The sequence below is a fragment of the Burkholderia paludis genome, from assembly GCF_000732615.1.
Classification (GTDB): Bacteria; Pseudomonadota; Gammaproteobacteria; order Burkholderiales; family Burkholderiaceae; genus Burkholderia; species Burkholderia paludis.
On record NZ_JPGL01000001.1, the window covers coordinates 24,230 to 48,069 of the forward strand.

Genomic DNA, 23,840 nt, shown 5'->3' on the forward strand with positions numbered 1-23,840 from the left:
ATGACCCGCACCACCGCACCCGCGCCCGACGACACCCGCCGCAGGCTGCTGCGCGCGGCAGGCGCCGCCGCGCTCGCCGCGCCGGCGATCACGCTCGGCCGCAAGGCCTGGTCCGCGCCGCCGCTGAAGAAGCTCACGTTCGCGTGGAACCAGAACGCGTTCTGCCTGACGCCGATCGTCGTCGCGCAGGAACGCGGCTTCTTCGAGAAGAACGGCCTGAAGGTCGACCTGATCAACTACAGCGGCTCGACCGACCAGTTGCTCGAATCGATCGCGACCGGCAAGGCCGATGCCGCGGTCGGGATGATCCACCGCTGGCTGAAGCCGCTCGAAGCCGGCTTCGACGTGAAGATCATCGGCAGCTCGCACGGCGGCTGCGTGCGGCTCGTCGGCGCGAAGGCGGCCGGCGTCACGACGCTGCAGGCGCTGAAGGGCAAGACGGTCGGCGTCAGCGACCTGGCCGCGCCCGGCAAGCATTTCTTCTCGATCCTGCTCGCGAAGAACGGCATCGATCCCGAGCGCGACATCACGTGGCGGCAGTATCCGGCCGACCTGCTCGGCGTCGCGGTCGACAAGGGCGAGATCCACGCGATCGCCGACGGCGACCCGAACCTCTATCTGCTCGAGAAGCGCAGCAACGGCGCGTACACGGAACTCGCGACCAACCTCAGCGGCGAATACGCGCGCAAGGTGTGCTGCGTGATCGGCGCGCGCGGCGACCTCGTGCGCAACGACCGGCCGTCGGCCGCCGCGCTCGCGCGCTCGATCGTGCAGGCCACCGAGTTCACGCACGACAACCCGAACGAAGCCGCGAAGGTGTTCGCGAAGTATTCGCCGAAGATCAGCCCCGACGACCTGCGCAAGCTCTACGCGACGCTCACCTACACGCACCACCCGACCAACGTCGACCTGCAGCAGGAAATCGCGTTCTATGCGGACGATTTCCGCCGCATCAACGTGCTGAAGAAAAGCACGGACCCGCAGCGCTTCGCGCAGCAGGTTTATGCAAACGTGCTGGGGTGACGCGATGTCGACGATCGAACACGCTCCCCCCTCGCGCGCCGGAGCCGCCGCGCCGGCCGGCGGCAGTGCCGCCCCTTCCGCGGCCCGCGACGCCTGCACGGCCTGCGAGGCCACGCTGGCGGCCGACGCCCGCCGCGCGCGCTTCTGGCCGACCGGCCTCGCCGCCGCGCTTGCCTGGGCCGCGCTCGGCGCGCTCACGCACCTGTGGCCGAACCGCATCGTCGGTTTCAGCGACTGGGCGTACACCGATACGTTCGGCACGGCCGCGTGGACCGTCGCGGCGCTGCTGCTCGCCGCCGCGACGCTCGGCCATCTCGTGCCCGCGACGCGCACGCGGCTCGCGCGCGTGCGCCCGGCCGGCCCGTGGCTCGTCGCGCTGCCGCTCGTGCTCGCCGCCTGGGAAATCCTCACCGCGAAGACCGGCTGGCTGCCGACGCCGTTCTTCGCGCCGCCGCAAGCGCTGATCGAGGTGTACGTCGACGACTGGCCGCGCCTGCTCGGCAGCGCCGGCAACACGCTGAAGCTGCTCGCGCTCGGCTTCGCGTACGGCGTCGCGGTCGGTTTCGCGGTCGGCGTCTCGATCGGCTGGTCGCGCCGGATCGGCTACTGGGTGCATCCGGTGCTGCGTGTGCTCGGCCCCGTGCCGTCCACCGCGCTGCTGCCGCTCACGTTCTACTTCTTCCCGTCGAGCTACTCGGCCGCCGCGTTCCTGATCGCGCTGGCGACCGGCTTCCCGGTCGCGGTGCTCACCTGGTCGGGGGTCGCGAGCGTGAACAAGCAGTACTACGACGTCGCGCGCACGCTCGGCGCGAACGCGCGCTTCCTCGTGCTGCGCGTCGCGATTCCGGCCGCGCTGCCGCACGTGTTCGTCGGCATCTTCATGGGGCTGAGCGCGTCGTTCACCGTACTGGTCGTCGCCGAGATGATGGGCGTCAAGTCGGGGCTCGGCTGGTATCTCAGCTGGGCACAGGGCTGGGCATCGTACGTGAACATGTATGCGGCGCTGATCGTGATGGCGCTGCTGTTTTCCGGGCTGATCGCGCTGCTGTTCGCGGTGCGCGACCGTGTGCTCGCGTGGCAGAAGGGAACCGTCAAATGGTAAGCGCCGCCGTACTCGAAGAACCGTCCGTTGCCGCCGCCACGCCGCGCGGCGCACGCATCGACATCCGCCGCGTGAGCCATGCGTTCGACGGCCCCGGGGGCCCGCTGCCGGTGCTCGACGACGTCACGCTGTCGGTCGCGGCCGGCGAATTCGTCGCGCTGCTGGGCCCGAGCGGCTGCGGAAAGTCGACGCTGCTGCGCCTCGTCGCGGGCCTCGACGCCGCGCGGCAAGGCACGATCGCGCAGGACGGCGCGCCGATCGCGCAGCCCGATCCGTCGCGCATCGTCGTGTTCCAGGATCCGACGCTGTACCCGTGGCGGCGCGTGCGTGCGAACGTCGCGCTCGGACTCGAGGCGCGCGGCGTGGCGCGCACCGCGCAGCACCGCGTCGACGATGCGCTCGCGCGCGTCGGGCTGCAGGATTTCGCGAACGTGTTCCCGCATCAGTTGTCCGGCGGGATGGCGCAGCGCGTCGCGCTCGCCCGAGCGCTCGTCAACGATCCACGCCTGCTGATTCTCGACGAGCCGCTCGGCAAGCTCGATTCGCTGACGCGGCTCACGATGCAGGCCGAACTCACTGCGCTGTGGCAGCGCGACGGGTTTTCCGCGCTGCTCGTCACGCACGACGTCGAGGAAGCGTTGTTCCTCGCGCAGCGCGTGATCGTGTTCGGGCCGCGCCCGGCGCGGATCGTCGCCGAATTGCGCGTCGACCTGCCCTACCCGCGCCATCGCGGCGACCCGCGCCTCGCGGCGCTGCGCCACGAGGCGCTGCGCCATCTCGGACTCGATGCGAGCTGGTAGATGCGCGGTGCGGTTCGACGATCGGCCGCTGCCCGGCGGAGACGCACGCGATGAATGCACCGCCGTTCTCCGACTGGGCGCTCGCGTTCCTGCAACTGCTGTATCGCGCGCAAACGGCATTGGCGCGCGTGCTGCATGCGGTCGGCCTGACCGGCGACGCCGACGGCCAGGCCGCGTGGCCGTGGCTGCATCGCGTCGCGCTCGAAACGCTGCGCATCGATGCGGGACTCACGCGGCAACTCGCGTGTGCGTTCGCGGCGACGGCGCTCGCGGCGGTGCTCGGCTTCGTCGCGCTCGCTTCGCGCCGGCTGCGTGTCGCCTCCGCGCTCGCGGCGCTCGCCGCCGCATGGTTCGCCCCGTGGCCGCCGTCGTCACTGTGGCTCGCCCCCGCCGTGCCGACGAGCTTCCAGCGCGATCCCGCGCCGTTCTCGGTGGCGAACGTGATGCGCGGCGCACACCTGTATGCGCAACACTGCGCGGCCTGCCACGGCGCGGACGGCCGCGGCGAAGGGCCGCTCGCCGCCACGCTCGCGCACTGGCCGCCGACCTTCGCCGGTACGCTGCTCGCCCGTCGTCTCGACGGCGAGCTGTTCTGGCGCGTACGCCACGGCACGCACGACGAACGCGGCGCATCGACGATGCCCGGCTTCGCGGCGACGCTCGACGCGCAGGACACGTGGGCCGTGCTCGACTACCTGAAAGCGCTGGCCGCGGGCAGCGGCGCGCAAGCCGAGGGCGCGTGGCCCGTGCCGGTGCCGTTGCCCGCGCTCGACGTGCGTTGCGGCGCCGCCGCGCCGCAACCGCTCGAGCGCTGGCGCGAAGGCCAGCGCGTGCGCATCGTCGCGCTTGCGCCGGATGCCGCGCCGCCGCCCGAGGATGCGCGCTGGCAGACCTTGCTCGTCACCGCGCGCGGCGCGCCCGTGCCGCCGGCCACCGGCACGCGGGCGAACTGCGTCGCGGCGACGCCCGACGCGTGGCTCGCGTTCGCGACGATCGCGGGCGTGGCGCCCGAGGCGCTCGGCGGCACGCAACTGCTTGCCGACCGCCGCGGCTGGCTGCGGGCGCGCGCATTGCCCGGCAGCGCCGGCTGGTCGGATGCCGACCTGCTGTGCCGCGCCGATGCGGCCGCACGGCCGGCCGGGCCGACCGCGCCCGCAGCGCCGGCCGCGAACTCCGACGCACTGACCGCGCTGCTGCTGCGCGTCGACGCCGAGCCCGTGCGCGACGTGCAGGCCGGGCTCGCGCACTGACTTTCCGAACTGCTTTCTCGAACGACCGAACGACACGATGAATCCGACCCGACGCCATTTCCTCGCGCAGGCAAGCGCCCTCGCCACGATCGCCGCGGCCCCGGCCGCATTGCGCGCGCAATCGGGCGCGCGGCCGCTGCTGCGCGCCGGCGATCAGAAAGGCGGACTGCGCGCGCTGCTCGAAGCCGCCGGCGAGTTGAACGGCCTCGCGTACGACATCGCGTGGACCGAGTTCCCGGCCGCCGCGCCGCTCGCCGAAGCGTTGAACGCGGCCGCCGTGGACTGCGGGCCGATCGGCGACGCACCGGTGATCTTCGCGCTCGCATCCGGCGCCGCCATCAGGGTGATCGGCGCGAACCGCTCCGATCCGTACGGCACGGCCGTGCTCGTGCGGCCCGACGCGACGCTGAACGGCGCGGCCGACCTGAAGGGCAAGCGCATCGGCACCACGCGCGGCTCGATCGGCCATTTCGTCACGCTGAAGGCGCTCGACGCGGCCGGCCTGCCGCCCGATGCGGTGTCGTTCCGCTTCCTGCCGCCGGCCGACACGATGCTTGCGCTCGCCACCGGTTCGATCGACGCGTGGGCAACCTGGGAGCCCTACACCGCGCTCGCCGAAACGAGCGGGCGGGCGCGCGTGCTCGTCAACGGCCGCGGGCTGTGGTCGGGCCTCAGCTATCTCGCGGCCACCCACGCGGCGATCGCCTCGAAGCGCGACGTGCTGCGCGATTTCCAGCAGCGCGTCGTGCGCGCGCAAACCTGGTCGTACCGGCACGCGGACGCCTATTCCGCGACGCTCGCCCGCATCATCGGCATTCCGCCGGCCGCCGCGAAGCTGCAGTTCGAGCGCCGCAACACGCGCTGGCTGCCGCTCGACGCAAGCGTCATCGCCGAACAGCAGCGTACCGCCGACTTCTACCTGAAGGCCGGACTGCTGCGCCAGCCGCTCGACGTGCGCCCGACCTTCGACACCGGCTTCCCGCTCGCCTGACGGGCCGGTGCGGCGGCGGCCGACCGCCGCACCGGCGCCGGCCCGATCTGGCACAATCGCGATTCGACCATCCCGCCATCGGCCAGCGTCATGCCCGCCATCACCGAACTCTTCGTCTACCCGATCAAGTCATGCGCCGGCATCGCGCTGTCGCGCGCGCAGTTACTCGAAACCGGCCTTGCATACGACCGTCACTGGCTGATCACGCATCCCGACGGCCAGATGATCACGCAGCGCACGCACCCGCGCCTCGCGCTGATCCGTACCTCGCTCGACAGCGATGCGCTCGTGCTGAATGCGCCGGGCATGCGCGAGATCCGCACGCCGCTCGACGGCGACGTGTCGCCCGCCACGCCGAAAATGGCCGCAACCGTGTGGCGCGACACCGTCGATGCGATCGACACGGGCGCCGAAACGGCCGCGTGGCTCACCGAATTCCTCGGCATGCCCGCGAAGCTCGCGCGCTTCGGGCCCGACGCGCGGCGCGGCTGCAATCGCAAGTGGACCGGCGAGATCGACACGCACACGCAGTTCGCGGACGGCTACCCGCTGCTCGTGATCGGCCAGTCGTCGCTCGACGACCTGAACGCGCGGCTCGCCGCCAAGGGCGCCCCGGCGATTCCGATGAACCGCTTCCGCCCGAACATCGTCGTGTCGGATCTCGACGCGTACGAAGAGGATTTCATCGAGCACCTCGACACCGGAGGTGCGGCGGCCGTGCGACTGCGACTCGTGAAGCTGTGCACACGCTGCCCGATGCCGACGATCGACCAGGTCACCGGCGCGCCCGATCCCGCGTGGCCGCACGAGCCGACCGACACGATGCAGACCTATCGCGCGAACCCCAACTTCGATGGCGCGCTGACGTTCGGCATCAACGCGATCGTCGTGCGCGGCGCGGGGCGCTTTCTGGAGGTCGGGCAGGCGCTCGAGGCGGAAATCGGGTTCGGCGATTAGACAATCGCAAACCCGCATGCGCGGCGCAACGCGCTGAATCGGAAAGTGGCGCATGCGCTCATTAACCGCGATGCGCCCAGATAATCGTACCGGAGCCCTGCAGCGAACCCGAGCCTTGCGGATGATCGAATTCCGGGTGAAAAGCGGCGACAAAGTGGATGGCGGGCACCTGTCCCTTTCCTGACGTGACGTGCCCACCGCTGATCCTGAATCGTTTGACGAAAATCTCCGGCAAAACTTCTGCATCGAGTGTCGTGGCCATGACCTTGTCCTCATTTAATTGTGGAAAATCAAGGCTCACTCACGAATCATCGAAACGAAGCCGCATATCAAACGGCCCATTCAGCATAGGCCGGTTAATATGATTTTTGTCTGCCATAAATAACAGCATGCCCGGATATTATAAAAACATTAATTCTTATAATTAATAGTTCCGATTTTATCGAACCTCGCCGGCGGGCATCTCCGCCGTCGCCCCGGGCAACCCGTTGCGGAAGGTGTTCCTAAAGGCTGGCCGGCAGCGCCACCGTGACGACCAGCCCGCCGCCCGCCGCATCCGCGAGCGTCACGCCGCCCTGATGCACGCGCGCGATCTCGCGCACGATCGACAGCCCGAGCCCCGTTCCTTCGACCGTCTGCGTCTTGCTGCCGCGGTGGAAACGCTCGAACACCGCGTCACGTTCGTCCGCCGGAATGCCCGGCCCGTTATCGAGCACGTCGAGCCGCGCGTGTTCGCCGTCGCGCGACACGCGCACGGTTATCACCGCCCGGTCGCCCGCGTAACGGATCGCGTTGTCGATCAGGTTGCCGATCAGCTCGCCGAGCAGATCGGACTGCCCGTGCACGTCGACGTCGGCCTCGTGCTCGAAGCCCAGATCGATGCCGCGCGCACGCGCGACCGGCGACCAGTCGAGCGTCACGCTGCGCGCGAGCCGGTGCAGCGCGACCGGCTTGTGCGTGACCGCATGGCCGCTGTCCGAGTCGAGCCGCGACAGCGACAGCAACTGCTGCACGATTTTCGCGGCCTGCCGCACCGCACCGTTCGCGCGCCGCAGGTGGCCGTTCGCGCGCGGCTGCTCGTCGGGCCGCAGCGCAAGCTCGACGCCCGCCTGCACGGCCGCGAGCGGCGTCTTCAACTGATGGGCCGCATCGGCGAAGAAGCGCCGCCGCGCGACCTGCATCCGCTGCGTGCGGCCGATGTACTGGTTGATCGATTCGACGAGCGGCGCGAGTTCGCTCGGCATCGCGCCGGTGTCGAGCGGTGTGGGGTCGTCCTCGCTGCGCGCGGCGACCGTCGCCGACAGCCGGTTCAGCGGCCGCAGCCCGCGCCCGACGCCGAGCCACACGATCCCGAGCGCGAGCACGACGAGCAGCCCTTCCTGCAGCAGCGACCCGATCAGGATCTCGCGCGCGAGCGCCTGGCGCGCCTCGATCGTCTCGCCGACCATCACCCACACGATGCGCGACTGCGCGGTCGGCACGTCGTGTACCGGAATGCGCAACGCGGCCATCCGCAACTGCTCGCCGCGATAGACGACGTCGTAGTAGCGCGTGACGAACAGTGCGCCGTCGCCCGCGGCGCGCCCCTGCGGCAGCGGCAGGTCGGGATAGCCGGTGATCGTGTGGCCGTTGTCCTCGCGGATCAGGTAGTAGATCTTGCCGCCGTCGCTCGATTCGAGCATTTCGAGCGCGAGATACGGCAGGTCGACCTCGATCTCGCCGTCATTGAGCCGCACGCCTTCGCGGATCGATTTCAGCGACGACGACAGCGTGCGGTCGAACGCGACGTGCGCGGCGCTCATCGCGCGCTGGTAGGTGAGCCACGAGTCGAGCGCGAGCAGGCCGAGCAGCGGCAGCAGCAGCCACAGCGCGACCTGGGTTCGCAGGTTCGGGCGGAGCATCATGCGTCCCGCCGGGCCGCCCGAAGGGGCGCCGCGGCGAATTCTCGGAGCATCGCTTTGCGCCCGCGCAGCCGGCCGGCTTCACAAAGCCGGCCGTGGACGGCATGCGCCCCGCCGGCGAGCCGCGAACGTGTCGATCCGGAGTTAGCGCCTTTGGCGCTTACTCCGGTCCCATGCAAAGCCGTCGATCCGGAGTTAGCGCCTTCGGCGCTTACTCCGGTCCCATGCAAAGCTGTCGATCCGGAGTTAGCGCCTTTGGCGCCTACTCCGGTCCCATGCAAAGCTGTCGATCCGGAGTTAGCGCCTTCGGCGCTTGCTCCGGTCCCATGCAAAGCCGTCGATCCGGAGTGGCGCTTGGGCACGCACTCCGGTCCCATCCAACGCAAGCGGGCGTCGGGGCCGTTCACTCCGCCGTCCCCGCCTTCGCTTCCAGCAGATAACCGAGCCCGCGCAGCGTGACGATCGCGACGCCCGTGTTCTCGAGCTTCCTGCGCAGCCGGTACACGTAGATCTCGATCGCATCGGCGTTGACCGACTCGTCGAGCCCGAAAATCTTCTCCGACAGCGTTTCCTTGTTGATCGCGCGGCCGTTGCGCAGGATCAGCACCTCGAGCACCGAACGCTCGCGCGGCGTGAGCGACAGCGGCTCGCCCGCGAGATGGAAGCTGCGGTCGATACTGTCGTACGAAAGCGGCCCGCATTCGACCCGCGCATGCTCGTGGCCGAGGCTGCGGCGGATCAGCGCGCGGGCGCGCGCCTCCAGTTCGGTCAGCTCGAACGGCTTCGCGAGATAGTCGTCGGCGCCGAGATCGAGCCCCTTCACGCGATCCTCGACCGAGCCGTGCGCGGTCAGGATCAGCACCGGCACCGGATTGCGCCGCGCGCGCAGCCGCCGCAGCACTTCCAGCCCGTCGAGCTTCGGCAGCCCGAGATCGAGGATCACCAGCGCGTAATCCTGCGTGCGCAGCACGTGGTCGGCCGCCTCGCCGTCCGCCATGTGATCGACCGCGAAGCGCGCCGCGCTCAGCGCGTCATGCAGCGACTGGGCGAGGTTCGGATTGTCTTCGACGAGCAGCACACGCATGGGGAGTCCGGTAAGGTCAGCGACAGGCCGCTACATTACATGATCCTTTCCATGGCGACGCCTCGCGAAAACACCGGTTGCGCCGCCCGCGCGGGCGCGCCGCATTCGCGTCCGCCCGCCGGTTCACCGGTCCGCGGCGGGACGATTGCGCGCCCCGAAACGCGCCTCGCCGGCCGCGCGCGGCTCGCGCAGCCCGACGACCACCGCCACGAACGCGACGCTCGCGGCGGCCGTCACCGCGATCATCGGGCGCGCGGTGCCGTCCGACAGCCATGCAAGCACGCCGCCGCACGCGGCCGTGATCGACATCTGGATAAAGAAGAACAGCCCGGACGCCGTGCCGGCGATGGTCGTGTACGGCTGCATCACCGCAAACTGACAGGCCGGAATCGCGATCCCGACGGCGATCATCACGACGAACATCGGCACGACGAGCGCCGCCGCCGCCGTCGGGGCGAACGTGCCGGCCGCCCACAGCGCCGCGGCGCCCGCCAGATTGACGCCGGCGGCCGCCGCGATCGCCGAATCGGCCTGCCAGCGGCCGCCGGTTCGCGCGAACAGGTTCGAGCCGATCAGGTAGCCGAGCACGGTCAGCCCGAAGATCGCCGCATAGACCGGGCCGGACACGCCCATTTGCCGCTGGAACAGCGTCGACGATTCCGCGATGAACGGGTAATACGTGCAGTACGCGAAGCTGATGGCGAGCGAATAGCGCAGGAAGCGGCGCTCGCGCAGCAGGCCCGCATACGTCCGCAGCAGCCCCGGGCCCGGGCCCGCCGGCCGCCGCGCGTCGGGCTCGCGAGTCTCGGGCAGGTAGCGCAGCACCATCGCCGTCGCGACCGCCCCGCCCGCCGCGAGGCAGCCGAATACGCCGTGCCAGCCGAGCCCCTCGGCGATCGCGCTGCCGGCCAGCGGCGCAAGCACCGGCGACAGCGCCATGCCGGCCGAAATGCGGCCGAGCATCGTGGCCTGCATCGCCGCCGGATAGCGCTCGCGCACGATGACACGCCCGATCACCGTGCCGCAGCAGCCGCCGAGCGCCTGGCAGATGCGCGCGACGACGAGCGTCGCGATGCTGTCCGACAGCGCGCAGCCGACGCTCGCGATCGCGTAGACGCATAGTCCGCCGAGCAGGACGGGGCGGCGGCCGTATCGGTCGGACAACGGCCCCGACACGAGCATCGACAGCGCATAGCCGACCATGTAGAGGGTCAGCGTGAGCTGCAACTGGGCGTCGGTGCCGTGCAGCGTGTCCGCCATCGCCGGCAGCGACGGCAGGTAGGCATCGATCGTCACGCGCGGCAGGCACACGACGAGCATCAACAGGAACAGCCAGCCCCAGTGGGGCAAGGAACGCGTCTTCATGCGGGAGGTCCGTCTCCGGTCGAATGGGTTTGGGGTGAACAGGCTCGACAGCAATCTAAGGTCAAAGTGATATAAGCTGAAGGGCCATTAAATCGACCACCGACTAGACCACTATGCCGCGAGGCAAAGCCGCGATTCCCGTTGACCTGCCTTGCCCTCCGGGGCTGTCGACCGGCAGCCCGCAGTCGAAGCAGATGTACATCGCCGACACGATTCGCGACGCGATCCTGAAGCGCCTGCTCCCCGGCGACAGCCCGTTGCCGTCCAGCCGCACCCTCGCCGCACGCTGGGGCGTCGCGCGAGGAACCGTCGAAGCGGCGTACGACCTGCTGTGCTCCGAGGGCTACATCGCCCGCACGCAAGGGTCGGGGTCGCGGGTCTGCGCGGTGGTGCCGGACAGTTACCTGCGTGCGGGCGCGGCAATCGGCAACGACAACGGCGATGGCGACGCCCGCCAGCCCGACGCGCCCCGCATGCCGGCGGCCTCGACCGGCGCGGCCGCGCCCGAACAGGGCGTGCGCCCCGGCGTCCCGTTCGTCGCGCGCCTCGCCGATCCCGGCCTGATGCCGATGCAGCAGTGGAAGAAGGCGCTCGGCGCGAGCCTGCTCGCCGCGACGGCGGACGACCTCGGGGCGACGCCGTCGCAGGGCGTCGAAGGGCTGCGCGCCGAAATCGCCGCATACTTGCGGGAATTCCGCGGGATTCCGTGCGACGCCGGCGACATCTTCATCACGACCGGCATCCGGCATTCGATCGATCTCGTCGCGCGCACGCTGCTCGCGCCCGGTTCGACGGTGCTGATGGAGGATCCCGGCTACGCGTCGGCGTGGCACATTTTCAGGCTCGCGGGCGCGACCGTGATCGACGTGCCGGTCGACCGCGAAGGAATCGACACCGCGTCGCTGGAGCGGCATCCCGATGCGCGCGCCGCCTATGTGACGCCCGCCCATCAGGCGCCGCTCGGCATCACGATGTCGGTGTCGCGCCGGCTCGAACTGCTCGACTGGGCGCAACGCAACCGCGCGTGGCTCATCGAGGACGACTACGACGGCGAATTCAGCTACCAGACCGCCCCGCTGCCCGCGCTGAAATCGCTCGATCGCTGCGACCGCGTCATCTATTGCGGGTCGTTCAACAAGACGCTGTTCTCAGGGCTGCGCATCGGCTTCATGGTCGTGCCGGCGGAACTGCGGCCGGCGCTGTCGGCCGTGTGGCACGCGACCGCGCGCACGGTTGCGGCCGCGCCCCAGCTTGCGCTGGCCCGCTTCATCGCGCACGGCGATTTCGCGAAGCACCTGCGCGCCGCGCGTCACGCGTACCGCCAGCGGCGCGACCTCGTGCTCGACCAGCTCGCGAAGCACGCCGGCGGGCGCTACACGGTGTCCGGCGAGCACGCGGGCTTTCATTTCGTGCTCTGGCTGCCGCCCGGGACGGACGAGGCAACGTATGTCGCGCAAGCCCGCGCGGCCGGCGTCGAATTGCAGCCGATCGGCGGATTCTGCCGCAGCGCGCGGTGCGATGCCGGCGTCGTCGTCGGGTACGCCGCACTCACGGCCGCGCACGCGCGGCACGGCGGCCGGCTGCTCGGCGAGCTGCTGGCCCGGCCTTAGCCGTCGCGAGCGCCGCCCCCGACGGCGGCTCGCGTCTTCCCCACATCGAACCGTGCCACGCGCCGCGAAGGTGCGCGGCCGCCGCTTCGACCTCGGGAAATCCATGACTCAAACGGCGCGATTGTGAACGGAAATGAAAGCAGGCTGAAAGTGCCTCGCAATTAACATCCGCGTCACTCGTACAAAACCATGCATCACTGGAGGAAGACATGCCGTTTGCACCGAAGCACCTCGCCGCCGCGCTGGCGGTCGTTCTGGGCACTGCCGCCGGCAGCGCCGCCGCGCAGGTTCCGGCCGGGTATCCGGGGAATTACCAGGGCGTGATCGACGCCGCGAAGAAGGAAGGCAAGCTGATCGTCTACTCGACGACCGACACGGGTCTCGTGCGCCCGCTGATCAAGGACTTCGAAAGCCTCTACGGCGTGAAGGTCGAGTACAACGACATGAACAGCACCGAGCTGTACAACCGCTACATCAGCGAGAACGCGGCGAGCAGCACCAGCGCCGACGTGCTGTGGAGCTCGGCGATGGACCTGCAGGTCAAGCTCGTCAACGACGGGCTGATGGCATCGTACGATTCGCCCGAGACGCCGAACCTGCCGCAGTGGTCGCAGTACCAGAAGCAGGCGTACGGCACGACCTTCGAGCCGCTCGCGATCGTCTACAACAAGCGCCTGATCCCCGAGAACGAAGTGCCGACGACGCGCGCCGACCTGATCAGGCTGCTCACCACGCAGGCCGACAAGTTCAAGGGCAAGGTCACGACCTACGACATCGAGAAGTCGGGCGTCGGCTTCAACTACCTGACGCAGGACGCGCACGTGAACGAGAAGGTCACGTGGGAGCTCGTGAAGGCGATCGGCGCGACCGGCCCGAAGCTGCAGTCGAGCACCGGCGCGATGATGGAGCGGATCTCGTCGGGCGAGAACCTGATCGGCTACAACATCATCGGTTCGTATGCGTATGCGAAGGCGAAGAAGGACAAGTCGATCGGCTACGTGTTTCCGAAGGACTACACACAGGTCGTGAGCCGCCTCGCGACGATCTCGAAGAAGGCGAAGAGCCCGAACGCCGCGAAGCTGTGGGTCGACTACCTGCTGTCCAGGCGCGGCCAGGCGCTGATCGCCAACCAGGCGAACCTGTACGCGATCCGCGCGGACGTGACCGGCGAAACGTCGGCCGCGAGCCTCACGAAGGAACTCGGCGATTCGCTGAAGCCGATCCAGATCGGCACCGGCCTGCTGGTCTATCTCGACCAGTCGAAGCGCCTCGCGTTCCTGAAGCAGTGGCAGCAGGCGATCAAGCGCTGATCCGCTGACTGCCGGCCGCCCGCCGCGCACCGCGCGGGCGGCCCTTCCCCTTACCGACTTCCTAGAGGCGGCCATCCGGATGGCCGCAGGGGCGAACTCATGCTTTCAACCAGCACACGCGGAGCGGCGCCGGCCGTTCCGCCCAGCACCGGCCAGCGCGACGCGATTCCCGCGCTGCCGGTCAACAGCCTGCAGCCGCTCGCCGGCATGCTGCGCTGGATCGTCGTCGCGGTGCTGACCATCGCGGTCGCGCTGCCGCTCGGCTTCATCCTGTTCCAGAGCCTGCTGTCCGCGCCGTTCTTCGACGCGAACAAAACGCTCGGCATCGAGGGCTTCCGCTTCATCTTCAGCGATCCCGACTTCTGGTCGGCCGTGAAGAACTCCTTCATCATCGCCGGCGGGATGCTGTTCATCTCGATCCCGCTCGGCGGCATCCTCGCGTTCCTGATGGTGCGCACCGACCTGCCCGGCCGCCGCTGGCTCGAACCGCTGCTGCTCACGCCGGTGTTCGTCTCGCCGATGGTGCTCGCGTTCGGCTACGTGGTCGCGGCCGGCCCGGTCGGCTTCTACTCCGTGTGGTTCAAGGAACTGTTCGGGGTGCAGAACGTTCCCTGGAACGTGTACTCGATCTTCGCGATCACGGTGATCGTCGGCCTCACGCACGTACCGCACGTGTACCTGTATTCGTCGGCCGCGCTGCGCAACCTCGGTTCGGACGTCGAGGAAGCCGCACGCGTGACGGGCGCCCGCCCGTTCCGCGTCGCGCTCGACGTGAGCCTGCCGATGACGATGCCCGCGCTGCTGTTCGCCGGCGTGCTGGTGTTCTTTCTCGGCTTCGAGGTATTCGGGCTGCCGCTCGTGCTCGGCGATCCGGAAGGCCACCTCGTGCTCGCGACCTACCTGTACAAGCTCACCAACAAGCTCGGCGTGCCGTCGTATCACCTGATGGCCGCGGTCGCGGTGTGCATCGTGGCGATCACGTTCCCGCTCGTGCTGCTGCAGCGCCGGCTGCTGAAGACGGCCAACCGCTTCGTCACCGTAAAGGGCAAGGCCGGCCGCGCGACGGTGCTGCCGCTCGGCGCATGGCGCTGGGTCGCGCTCGCGATCGTCGCGCTGTGGCTGATGCTGACCGTGATCGTGCCGATCTCGGGCATCGTGCTGCGCGCGTTCGTGACCAACTGGGGCGAAGGCGTGGCGCTCGCCGAGGTGCTGACGCTGTCGAACTTCGTCGAGCTGTTCGAGCAGGACAACCTGGTGCGCGCGATCGTCAACACGCTCGGCATCGGCGTGATCGGCGGTGCGCTCGCGGTCGGCTTCTACTCGCTCGTCGCGTTCGCCGGCCACCGCCGCCACGATTGGGCGACGAAGCTGCTCGACTACATCGTGCTGCTGCCGCGCGCGGTGCCCGGCCTGCTCGCCGGCCTCGCGTTCCTGTGGATCTTCCTGTTCGTCCCGGGCCTGCGCGAGCTGAAGAACTCGATGTGGAGCATCTGGATCGCGTACACGGTCGTGTGGCTCGCGTACGGGATGCGGCTCATCCAGAGCGCGCTGCTGCAGGTCGGCCCCGAACTCGAGGAAGCCGGCCGCAGCGTCGGCGCGACGCGCAGCCGCGTGTCGCTCGACGTCACGCTCCCGCTCGTTCGTTTCGGCCTGCTCGCCGCGTGGCTCCTGATCTTCATGATCTTCGAGCGCGAGTACTCGACGGCCGTCTACCTGCTGTCGCCCGGCACCGAAGTGATCGGCGCGCTGCTCGTGTCGCTGTGGGCGACGGGCGCCGTCGACCAGGTCGCCGCGCTCTCTGTCATCAACATCGCGATGGTCGGCGTCGGACTCGGCGTGGCCCTGCGTTTCGGAGTGAAACTTCATGGATAAGCTCATCGTCGACGACCTGCATCTCAGCTATGGCGTCAATCCGATCCTCAAGGGCGTGTCGTTCGAACTGAAGGCCGGCGAAGTCGTCTGTCTGCTCGGCGCGTCGGGCAGCGGCAAAACGACGCTGCTGCGCGCGGTGGCCGGCCTCGAACAGCCGTCCGACGGCCGCATCCAGCTCGACGAGCGCGTGTTCTTCGACGGCGCCGGGCGCGTCGACCTGCCCGTCGAGCAGCGCTCGCTCGGCCTCGTGTTCCAGTCGTACGCGCTGTGGCCGCACCGCACCGTCGCCGACAACGTCGGCTACGGGCTGAAACTGCGCCGCGTCGCGCCTGCCGAACAGAAGCGCCGCGTGCAGACCGCGCTCGACCAGCTCGGCCTCGGCCATCTGGCGGAACGCTTTCCGCATCAGCTGTCGGGCGGCCAGCAGCAGCGCGTCGCGATCGCGCGCGCGCTCGTCTACAACCCGCCGGTGATCCTGCTCGACGAGCCGCTGTCGAACCTCGATGCCAAGCTGCGCGAGGAAGCGCGCGCGTGGCTGCGCGAGCTGATCGTGTCGCTCGGGCTGTCGGCCCTGTGCGTGACGCACGACCAGACCGAAGCGATGGCGATGTCCGACCGCATCCTGCTGCTGCGCAACGGCCGCATCGAGCAGGAAGGCACGCCGGCCGAGCTGTATGGCGCCCCGCGCTCGCTGTACACGGCCGAGTTCATGGGCAGCAACAACCGGATCGACGCACGGGTCGCGGCAATCGACGGCGAATGCGTGACGCTCGCCGGCGACGGCTGGGAGCTGCGCGCGATCGCCCGCGACACGTTCGCGCCGGGCCAGGACGCGCAGGCCGTGATCCGCCTCGAACGCGTGCAGGTCGCCGACGGCCCAGGCGCGAACCGGCTGCAGGCCGACCTCGTCACGTCGATGTATCTCGGCGACCGCTGGGAATACCTGTTCCATTGCGGCGACATGCGCCTGCGCGCGTTCGGCCACGTGCCGCGCGCGGCCGGCAGGCACTGGATCGAATTCCCGACCAACGACTGCTGGGCGTTCGCGAAAGCGGGCTGACCCGGACGCGGCGGCTCGCGCGCCGCCGCGCATGCATCCGGCATGCATCCCGCGCATCCCCCATGCGCCGGCCAGCCTGTCCGGCGGACGTCCCGCGGCGTCCGCCGCGAGCGGCCGCGCGCCGCACCTGTTTCACCCAACCCACAAAAAAACCTGGAGACACCGTCAATGAAATCACGCGCAGAACGTTCCCTCCGCGCCGCCGTCCTGACCGGCTCGGCTGCGGTCGCCGGCCTCGCGGCCGGCGCCGCGCACGCGCAGTCGTCGGTCACGCTGTACGGGATCATGGATGCCGGCATCGAATACACGAACCACGCGGCGCCGGAAGGCGGCAGTTCGGTCAAGCTCAAGTCGGGCAACAAGAACACGTCGCGCTGGGGCCTGCGCGGCGTCGAGGATCTCGGCGGCGGGCTGAAGGCCGTGTTCCGCCTCGAAAGCGGGATCGATCTCGCGAACGGCGCCTTCGACGACGGCCCCGATTCGATCTTCGCGCGCCGCGCGACGGTCGGCCTGAAAAGTCGATGGGGCGAACTGACGCTCGGCCGCAACTACACCGTCACGTACGATTACCTGCTGCCGTTCGACCCGATGGGTTACGCGCAGAACTACTCGTGGGCGACGTCGTCGATGGCCACCGGCGGCCGCAAGGACGGCATGTTCACGCGCGCGTCGAACGCGGTGCGCTACGACGGCGAGTTCAGCGGCTTCAAGTTCGGCGCGATGTACGGCTTCGGCAACGTGCCGGGCAGCGTGAAGACCAGCTCGAAATACGACTTCGCGCTCGGCTACGAAACCGGCCCGTTCGCGGCGGTGGTCACGTTCGACCGGCAGAACGGCGCGGCCGACAGCGTCACGCCGGCCGATACGGTCAACTACATCCAGGGCATCCATGCGGGCGTGAGCTACGACTTCGGCAACCTGAAGACGATGGCCGGCTATCGCAACTACAAGCGCACGTTCCGCACGACCGCGGCGAACCAGCTCAGCGACATGTACTGGCTCGGCGGCTCGTACCAGTTCACGCCGACGTTCTCGCTGATCGCGGCCGTCTATCACCAGAACATCAAGGGCGGCACGGACGCCGACCCGACGCTCGTGTCGGTGCGCGCGAACTACGCGCTGTCGAAACGCACGGTGCTGTACGCGGCAGGCGCGTTCGCGATCGCGAAGCACGACCAGAAGGTCGGCGTGTCGCGCGATTTCGCGGGCTACGGTACGACGCAGGTCGGTGTCACTGCGGGGATTCAGCAGCGGTTCTGAGCATGACGCGGCGGGCGATCTTCAGTTGACCGGACGTCACGTCGGGTCGCCCGCCTGCGCTATCCGTTCACGGCGCGTATTGCCCTGCTTCGCATTCGCCGTGCGCTTCGGCACGGCGACGGATCACCGGCCGCCGCGCGCAACGCGCACGCCACGCCACGCCACGCCACGCCACGCCACGCCACGCCCCGGCCCGGCCCGGCCCTGCGCCGCCTTGGGACGATTCACTTCATCGCGCTCGACTTCGAGGACGGTTACTCAGTCGCCCCGCATCGTGAACACCGGACGCACGAGACTGTTCGCGTCGCCCCAGTGTTCGCCGACGGCCGACAGCGGCACCGCGCGCGTCTCGATCGCGAGCCCCGCCGGCCCGGCGGCGTCGAACACGCCGCGCACCGACGCCAGCAGACCCGGCAGCGACACGCTGCCGAGGCCGCTGCCCATCAGCTCGATCGCGGTCGCACGCAATACGGCGCCCGGCAGCAGCACGTCCGCGCCGCCGATCGAGCCGATCTGCACGAAACGCAGCCGGCGGCCTTCGGGCGTCGTCTTCGCGGCCGAGATCAGCAGCGCGAGCGCGCTCGCGCCCCACAGATAGTCGAGCACGACGTCCACGCCCGCGCGGAAATGCGGCTCGAGCGCGCGCGCCAGATCCGCATCGCCCTGCTGCAGCGACACGACGGCGTCCGCGCCGGCGCCCAGCAAGGCCTCCAGGGCAGCCGCATTGCGGCCCGTCGCGATCACCTTCGCGGCGCCCAGATGCTTCGCGATCCGCACCGCGAGCCGCCCCGACGCGCCCGTCGCGCCGTTGACCAGCACCGTCTCGCCCGCGACCAGCCGCGCCCGTTCGGTCAGCGCCGCCCACGACGACATGCCGGGAATCGCGATCGCGGCGGCCGTCAGGTCGTCGAGCGAATCCGGCAGCGGCACGCACTGCGTGTCGGGCGCGAGCGTGCGCTCGGACATCGCGCCGAACGGCGCCGGTGCGCCGAAGAAATAGACGCGCTGTCCGTCGTCGAGACGGCCGACGCCATCGACGCCGACGACGAACGGATATCGCCCGCCGGACGAATAATGCGTGCCCGACGCGCGCGCCTGCGCCAGCCGGCTCAGCGCGGATGCCGTCACGTCCACCAGCCGGTGGCCCGGCGTCGCCTGCGGCGCCTCGATTTCCATATAAACGGGGCGCTCGCCCGCGCCCTTCACGACTGCGGCTTTCATGGGAACTCCTGGATTCGGTTGGATCGGTCGACGATTGCGGCGCGCGTCATCGCGCGGCGAGCCACGCGCGCAGCGCGGGATCGCGCACTTCGAGCACGTCGAACAGCCCGATCGCCCGCAGCGCGGGCAACGCGTCGAGCGCGTCCGCCTCCGCGCGGGCGCGCTCGGCCGGCGTCGCGTCCGGGTCGGTCAGCACCCGCGCGTTGACCAGGAACGCGCCGACGGTGCCCTTGCGGATCGTCGTTTCACCGACCGTGATCCGGTCGGCCTGGTCGGGAAGCATCTGCTCGGCTCGCATCGCGTCGTACTCCGGTTGTCGTCGATGGAAGCAGTGTAGGCGTGCGAAGCCGGCCGATCTCCGGTATAACAGCCATTCGATACCGATATCCGGCCATGTCCGATCCGCTCCTGCCCGCCCGATTCGTCACCTCCGACGACGGCCCGTTCGTGGTCGCCGCCGTCCTGTCGCAACGCGACCCGCGCATCACGCCGCCGCACGCGCATGCGCGCGGCCAGCTCGTCGGCGCGTTGAGCGGGCTGGTGTCGATCGGCCTCGACGATCGCGACTGGGTGGTGCCGGCGATCCACGCGATCTGGATTCCGCCGTATTGCCGGCATGCGCTGCGGTCGTACGGGCCGATTTCGGGCTGGTCGGTGTTCGTCGCCGAAGCGCGGTGCGCGGCGCTGCCCGACACGCCGCGCGCGATCCGCGCGTCGCCGCTGCTTCGCGAAGCGGTGCAGCGCGCGGCGAGCTGGGACGGCTCGGCGCTGAACGACGCGCAATCGCGGATCGCCGACGTGATTCTCGACGAAATCGCCGCGTCTGAAGTCGAATCGCTCAGTCTCGCGCGGCCGCGCGACGCGAGGCTCGTGCGCATCACCGACGCGCTGGCCACGAATCTGGCGGACAACCGGCGGCTGGAGGAATGGGCCGAATGGGCCGGGATCGGCGCGCGGACGCTGAGCCGCCGTTTCGTCGCGGAGACGGGGCTGACGTTCGCGCAGTGGCGCCAGCAGGCGAGACTGCTGCGGGCGCTGGAGAAAATCGCCGACGGCGTGCCGGTGACGACGATCGCGCTCGATCTCGGCTACGACAACGTCAGCGCGTTCATCGACATGTTCCGGCGGGCATTGGGGACGACGCCGGGGAAGTATCTGGACGGGAAGCAAGCAACCGGCGATGGGCCGTGACAACGCGCATCGAATCAAGGAACACGAACCCGCGCGTTCAAGGAATCGCGCAGTAGGCTTCCAGGGCCTTGCAGGTCTGAACCATGCCCAGACGCCGGAGAACCTCGAGATAGCGCTCCGCCGCCATGGGCGGATGCTTGAGCGTCTCGCGCTGCCGGCGTGCGGCGGCGACGACCGCGGCCGCGGCCGCGGCCGCGGCCGCTCGGCGCAAGGCACATCAGGAAATCGCGTAACGGAGCGGGATACAGCACGCATGCATCGTAGACCGCCGTGAACGGCGAACTCGTCGTTCGTAGCCCATCCCGAACTGCTGCGCCTGCCAGCTCAATTCTTCCATCGCGTCCGCGCTCGCCCGATCGCGTTCCGCCTTGTAACGCATCAGATCGCTAAATCGAACGCCGCGATGCTTGCCAGTCTTGTGGTGCGGCAACGCGTCCGCTTCCAGCAGCTTGATCAGGTGCGGACGGGAAACGTTGAGCAAGTCGGCCGCTTCCTGCGTCGTCAGCTCCGCATGGACCGGCACGACCTTGACCGCATTGCCGTCGGCCAGCTCGGCAAGGATGTCGACCAGCAGACGGAGCGCGGAGGTGGGAAGCATTGACCTGATGCGCGCGATTTTCGTCGTCGAAGATCTGGATGCGCCGTATTTCCGTTCGCGTGGCCAGGGACGCAGCAAGCGCACGCTGTCCTTCGACGGCCGCCCGCATCTCGCGCTCGACGGGCAAGACCGGATCGGACATCGTGGTGTGAGGCATCGTGCGCTCCGGACAGGCGTTCTGAATGGAGCGATCTTCTTCGAAACAAACGAAACGCCATACGGCCCTTTATGAAAGGGCACGCTTCCGTCAATACGTCCCGTCCCCCTTCGTCGCCGCCCCGCCGCCCGCCTCCTTGAACTGCGCGGCCAGCCGCTCCGCGCTTCTCGCCAGCAGCGTCGTGTCGACCCCGACCGCGACGAACAACGCGCCCGCGGCCAGGTAGCGGCGCGCGGCGGCCTCGTCCGCGCTCAGAATGCCGGGCGCCTTGCCGGCCGCCTTGATCGCGCGAATCGCGCCGTCGATCGCGGCCTGCACGTCCGGATGCCCCGGGTTGCCGAGATGCCCGAGATCGGCCGCCAGATCCGCCGGCCCGATGAACACGCCGTCGACCCCGTCGACCCGCGCGATCGCGTCGATCGCATCCAGCCCCGCGCGCGTCTCGACCTGCACGAGCACCGCCATCTCGTCATTCGCGCGATGCAGGTAGTCGCCGATGCGATTCCAGCGCGACGCACGCGCCAGCGCGCTGCCCACGCCGCGCACCCCGTGCGGCGGATAACGCGTCGCGGCCACCGCCGCACGCGCCTCGTCGGCGCTCTGCACCATCGGCACGAGCAGCGTCTGCGCGCCGAGATCGAGCACCTGCTTGACGATCACCGGATCGTTCCACGGCACGCGCACGACCGGATGCGACGGATACGGCGCAATCGCCTGCAATTGCGCGAGGATCGTCGGCACCGTGTTCGGCGCATGCTCGCCGTCGATCAGCAGCCAGTCGAAACCGGCGCCCGCGACCACTTCGGCGCTGTACGGATTCGCGAGCCCGAGCCACAGCCCGACCTGCGCGTCGCCGCGTGCGAGCGCGGCCTTGAAGACGTTCGAAGGAATCTGCATGGTTCGCTCACCTCACTCGAAGTAGCACTGGATCGTCCCGAGCGGGCCGTAGTCGACGCTGAACGTGTCGCCCGGCCGCGCCGCGCACGGCCGCGTAAACGAGCCGCCGAGCACGATCTGCCCCGGCTCCAGCGCCACGTCGAAGCGCGCCAGCCGGTTCGCGAGCCAGACGACGCCGTTCGCCGGATGGTTCAGCACGCCGGCCGCGACTCCGGTTTCCTCGACCACGCCGTTGCGCGACATGATCGCCGCGACCCAGCGCAGGTCGACGTCGTGCGGCTTCACGGGTCGGCCGCCGATCACGACGCCCGCGTTCGCCGCGTTGTCGGCGATCGTGTCGAACACCTTGCGCGGCCGCTTCGTATCGGGATCGATCGACTGGCTGCGCGCGTCGATGATCTCGAGCGCGGGCACCACGTAGTCGACCGCGTCGTACACGTCGAAGATCGTGCAGTCGGGGCCCGAGAGCCGCTTGCCGAGCACGAATGCAAGCTCGACCTCGACGCGCGGCACGATGAAGCGGCCGGTCGGGATCGTGCCGCCATCCGCGAAGAACATGTCGTCGAGCAACGCGCCGTAGTCGGGCTCGTCGATCTGCGACGTGTTCTGCATCGCCTTCGACGTCAGGCCGATCTTGTGCCCCTTCAGCGTGCGGCCTTCCGCGAGCTTGAGGGCCACCCACGCGCGCTGGATCGCATACGCGTCGTCGATCGTGATGTCGGGATGGTCGAGCGAGATCTGGCGGATCTGCGTGCGTGCGCGCTCGGCGTCGTGCAGACGCTGCGCGAGCTGGTCGATGAGGGCGGGTTCGAGCATGGTCGTGTCGGGAGTAAGGTTCAGCCGGCCCGCTTGTAGCGGGCGTGAATGTTGTTGTGCTTGTACGAGCCGCTTTCGCTGAACTCGTTCAGCTCCATCGACAGCGCGAGGTAGCGGGTCGCGTACAGGTCGGCGAAATGCGCCTTGATCGCGTCGAACAGCGCGTCGCACGCGGCTTTCTTCTGGGCTTCGGTGCGGCCCGAGCCGATCTTCAGCGTCACGTGGACGAACGCGTCGTCCCCGGTGCCGTCGGCCACGCAGTAGTCCTGCAGCTCGATCGCGCGCGAGCGGATGCCGCCCGTCGGAAACACGCCGCCCTGCGCGATCAGCGTGGTATTGAGCGTGCGCAGCAGCACGGGAATGCGCGCGTCGTCGCGAAGGTTCGCGGTGTATTCGACGACGATGTGGGGCATGGCAAGTCTCCGGTCGGATGTCGGGGGCGCGGCGCTCAGGCGAGCGGGAAGATCGCGTTGATCTGCCCGGTGCCCGAGCTCGCGAAATAGTCGGTGACGATCTCGACGGGCTTGTCGTAGCGATCCCAGCCGAGCAGGCCGAGCAGCATCGCCGTGTCGTGCATGCCGCCTTCGCCATGGCAATGCAGGTTGTACTCGGGCAGCATCGCGCAGAAGGTCCGGAAATCGCCCTGCTTCCACAGCTCGACCACGCGCAGGTCGACCTGCCGGAAGAATTCGCGGCTGATCTCGTGTATCGATTCCTCGGGGCTGCCGTTGTCGTTGAAGCGATGCGACAGCGAACCGCTCGCGAGAAACGCGACGTTCGAATCGCTTTTTTCGATCGCTTCGAGCAATGCCTCGCCGAAGCGCCGGCTTTCGTCCAGCTGGTGCCACATGCACCAGCCCGCGATCGACACGACCTTGAAGTGCTGGTCGCCGTTCATGTAGCGCATCGGCACGAGCGTGCCGTATTCGAGTTCGAGGCTGTCGATCTCGTGCGCGCGCGTCGCGACGCCTCGCGCGCTGGCCGTCTCGGCGATCAGGCGGCCGAGCGCCGGGTTGCCCGGGTACGCGTACTGCATGTCGCGGATGAAATGCGGCAGCTCGTTGCTCGTGTACGTGCCCGAGAAGCGCGCGTTGCAGTTCACGTGATAGCCCGCGTTGACGAGCCAGTGCACGTCCGACACGACGATCGTGTCGACGCCGAGCGCGCGGCAGCGCTCGCCGATCAGCTGGTGGCCGCGGATCGCCGCCTCACGGCAGCCGTGATGCCTGCCGGGCAATTCCGACAGGTACATCGACGGCACGTGCGTGATCTTCGCGGCGAGGGACAGTTTGCCCATCGTTAAGTCTCCTGTCGGCCCGGGCGGGCGCGTTGGCGCCGGCCCGGGCTCCATGCTTGGCCGGCGTGCCGGCTGTGG

General features: G+C 69.2%; 22 protein-coding genes and 1 pseudogene. 12 read left to right on the forward strand and 11 right to left on the reverse strand.

Features of this window, described 5'->3' with window-relative positions:
* The 6 genes from GQ56_RS0100120 to GQ56_RS0100145 all read left to right on the forward strand — a co-directional run bounded on the left by GQ56_RS0100120 (position 1) and on the right by GQ56_RS0100145 (position 6,123).
* Positions 1–1,023 (forward strand): ABC transporter substrate-binding protein, encoded by a 1,023-nt coding sequence (locus tag GQ56_RS0100120; RefSeq protein WP_031396714.1) that lies wholly within the window; start codon positions 1–3, stop codon positions 1,021–1,023.
* A gap of 4 nt (positions 1,024–1,027) precedes the next feature.
* A complete protein-coding gene (locus GQ56_RS0100125) occupies positions 1,028–2,125 on the forward strand; it encodes an ABC transporter permease (RefSeq protein WP_031396715.1) in 1,098 nt (365 codons plus the stop codon).
* Positions 2,119–2,925, forward strand: coding sequence for an ABC transporter ATP-binding protein (locus GQ56_RS0100130; protein ID WP_031396716.1), 807 nt, complete (start codon positions 2,119–2,121; stop codon positions 2,923–2,925). The genes GQ56_RS0100125 and GQ56_RS0100130 overlap by 7 nt, the downstream gene beginning before the upstream one ends.
* Before the next feature lie 50 nt (positions 2,926–2,975).
* Positions 2,976–4,175, forward strand: a complete 1,200-nt coding sequence (locus tag GQ56_RS0100135) for a c-type cytochrome (protein ID WP_031396717.1) — start codon at positions 2,976–2,978, stop codon at positions 4,173–4,175.
* A gap of 37 nt (positions 4,176–4,212) precedes the next feature.
* Entirely contained in the window at positions 4,213–5,166 is a 954-nt protein-coding gene (locus GQ56_RS0100140; RefSeq protein ID WP_031396718.1) for an ABC transporter substrate-binding protein, read from the forward strand.
* A gap of 90 nt (positions 5,167–5,256) precedes the next feature.
* Positions 5,257–6,123 (forward strand): MOSC domain-containing protein, encoded by an 867-nt coding sequence (locus GQ56_RS0100145; RefSeq protein WP_031396719.1) that lies wholly within the window; start codon positions 5,257–5,259, stop codon positions 6,121–6,123.
* A gap of 61 nt (positions 6,124–6,184) precedes the next feature.
* On the opposite strand, the gene GQ56_RS43705 is transcribed toward GQ56_RS0100145, so the two are convergent.
* The 4 genes from GQ56_RS43705 to GQ56_RS0100160 all read right to left on the reverse strand — a co-directional run bounded on the left by GQ56_RS43705 (position 6,185) and on the right by GQ56_RS0100160 (position 10,473).
* Entirely contained in the window at positions 6,185–6,385 is a 201-nt protein-coding gene (locus GQ56_RS43705; RefSeq protein ID WP_152601577.1) for a hypothetical protein, read from the reverse strand.
* A gap of 241 nt (positions 6,386–6,626) precedes the next feature.
* Positions 6,627–8,024: a sensor histidine kinase gene (locus tag GQ56_RS0100150; RefSeq protein WP_031396720.1), complete on the reverse strand. Its 1,398-nt coding sequence runs from the start codon at positions 8,022–8,024 to the stop codon at positions 6,627–6,629.
* A 403-nt stretch (positions 8,025–8,427) separates the two neighbouring features.
* A complete protein-coding gene (locus tag GQ56_RS0100155; RefSeq protein ID WP_031396721.1) occupies positions 8,428–9,108 on the reverse strand; it encodes a response regulator in 681 nt (226 codons plus the stop codon).
* A gap of 123 nt (positions 9,109–9,231) precedes the next feature.
* Positions 9,232–10,473, reverse strand: coding sequence for a multidrug effflux MFS transporter (locus tag GQ56_RS0100160; protein ID WP_031396722.1), 1,242 nt, complete (start codon positions 10,471–10,473; stop codon positions 9,232–9,234).
* 113 nt (positions 10,474–10,586) lie between these two features.
* Between GQ56_RS0100160 and pdxR the strand changes: the two genes are divergently transcribed.
* From pdxR to GQ56_RS0100185, 5 genes are all read left to right on the forward strand, one after another.
* Positions 10,587–12,083, forward strand: coding sequence for a MocR-like pyridoxine biosynthesis transcription factor PdxR (pdxR, locus tag GQ56_RS0100165; protein ID WP_031396723.1), 1,497 nt, complete (start codon positions 10,587–10,589; stop codon positions 12,081–12,083).
* A 209-nt stretch (positions 12,084–12,292) separates the two neighbouring features.
* Positions 12,293–13,393 (forward strand): ABC transporter substrate-binding protein, encoded by a 1,101-nt coding sequence (locus tag GQ56_RS0100170; RefSeq protein ID WP_031396724.1) that lies wholly within the window; start codon positions 12,293–12,295, stop codon positions 13,391–13,393.
* A 99-nt stretch (positions 13,394–13,492) separates the two neighbouring features.
* Entirely contained in the window at positions 13,493–15,265 is a 1,773-nt protein-coding gene (locus tag GQ56_RS0100175; protein WP_031396725.1) for an ABC transporter permease, read from the forward strand.
* Positions 15,258–16,325: an ABC transporter ATP-binding protein gene (locus GQ56_RS0100180; protein WP_031396726.1), complete on the forward strand. Its 1,068-nt coding sequence runs from the start codon at positions 15,258–15,260 to the stop codon at positions 16,323–16,325. The genes GQ56_RS0100175 and GQ56_RS0100180 overlap by 8 nt, the downstream gene beginning before the upstream one ends.
* Before the next feature lie 168 nt (positions 16,326–16,493).
* Positions 16,494–17,585 (forward strand): porin, encoded by a 1,092-nt coding sequence (locus GQ56_RS0100185; protein ID WP_031396727.1) that lies wholly within the window; start codon positions 16,494–16,496, stop codon positions 17,583–17,585.
* Positions 17,586–17,843: 258 nt separating this feature from the next.
* Here GQ56_RS0100185 and GQ56_RS0100190 read toward each other — a convergent pair whose 3' ends face one another.
* Both GQ56_RS0100190 and GQ56_RS0100195 read right to left on the reverse strand, forming a co-directional pair.
* Positions 17,844–18,806: a quinone oxidoreductase family protein gene (locus tag GQ56_RS0100190; protein WP_031396728.1), complete on the reverse strand. Its 963-nt coding sequence runs from the start codon at positions 18,804–18,806 to the stop codon at positions 17,844–17,846.
* 46 nt (positions 18,807–18,852) lie between these two features.
* Entirely contained in the window at positions 18,853–19,104 is a 252-nt protein-coding gene (locus GQ56_RS0100195) for a hypothetical protein (RefSeq protein WP_031396729.1), read from the reverse strand.
* Positions 19,105–19,199: 95 nt separating this feature from the next.
* Here GQ56_RS0100195 and GQ56_RS0100200 point away from each other — a divergent pair, with 95 nt between their 5' ends.
* Complete coding sequence (locus tag GQ56_RS0100200; RefSeq protein WP_031396730.1) at positions 19,200–19,997, forward strand: AraC family transcriptional regulator; 798 nt, start codon at positions 19,200–19,202, stop codon at positions 19,995–19,997.
* 289 nt (positions 19,998–20,286) lie between these two features.
* Here the strand turns inward: GQ56_RS0100200 and GQ56_RS39045 are convergent.
* The 5 genes and pseudogenes from GQ56_RS39045 to hpaD all read right to left on the reverse strand — a co-directional run.
* Positions 20,287–20,704: pseudogene (locus tag GQ56_RS39045) on the reverse strand (excisionase family DNA-binding protein); the annotation flags it as partial.
* A 138-nt stretch (positions 20,705–20,842) separates the two neighbouring features.
* Positions 20,843–21,649, reverse strand: coding sequence for a 4-hydroxy-2-oxoheptanedioate aldolase (gene hpaI, locus GQ56_RS0100215; RefSeq protein ID WP_031396731.1), 807 nt, complete (start codon positions 21,647–21,649; stop codon positions 20,843–20,845).
* Positions 21,650–21,661: 12 nt separating this feature from the next.
* Positions 21,662–22,465, reverse strand: coding sequence for a 2-oxo-hept-4-ene-1,7-dioate hydratase (gene hpaH / locus GQ56_RS0100220; RefSeq protein WP_031396732.1), 804 nt, complete (start codon positions 22,463–22,465; stop codon positions 21,662–21,664).
* Between the two features lie 20 nt (positions 22,466–22,485).
* Positions 22,486–22,878, reverse strand: a complete 393-nt coding sequence (locus GQ56_RS0100225) for a 5-carboxymethyl-2-hydroxymuconate Delta-isomerase (RefSeq protein ID WP_031396733.1) — start codon at positions 22,876–22,878, stop codon at positions 22,486–22,488.
* 35 nt (positions 22,879–22,913) lie between these two features.
* Complete coding sequence (gene hpaD / locus GQ56_RS0100230; protein WP_031396734.1) at positions 22,914–23,762, reverse strand: 3,4-dihydroxyphenylacetate 2,3-dioxygenase; 849 nt, start codon at positions 23,760–23,762, stop codon at positions 22,914–22,916.
* Positions 23,763–23,840: the final 78 nt, after the last annotated feature.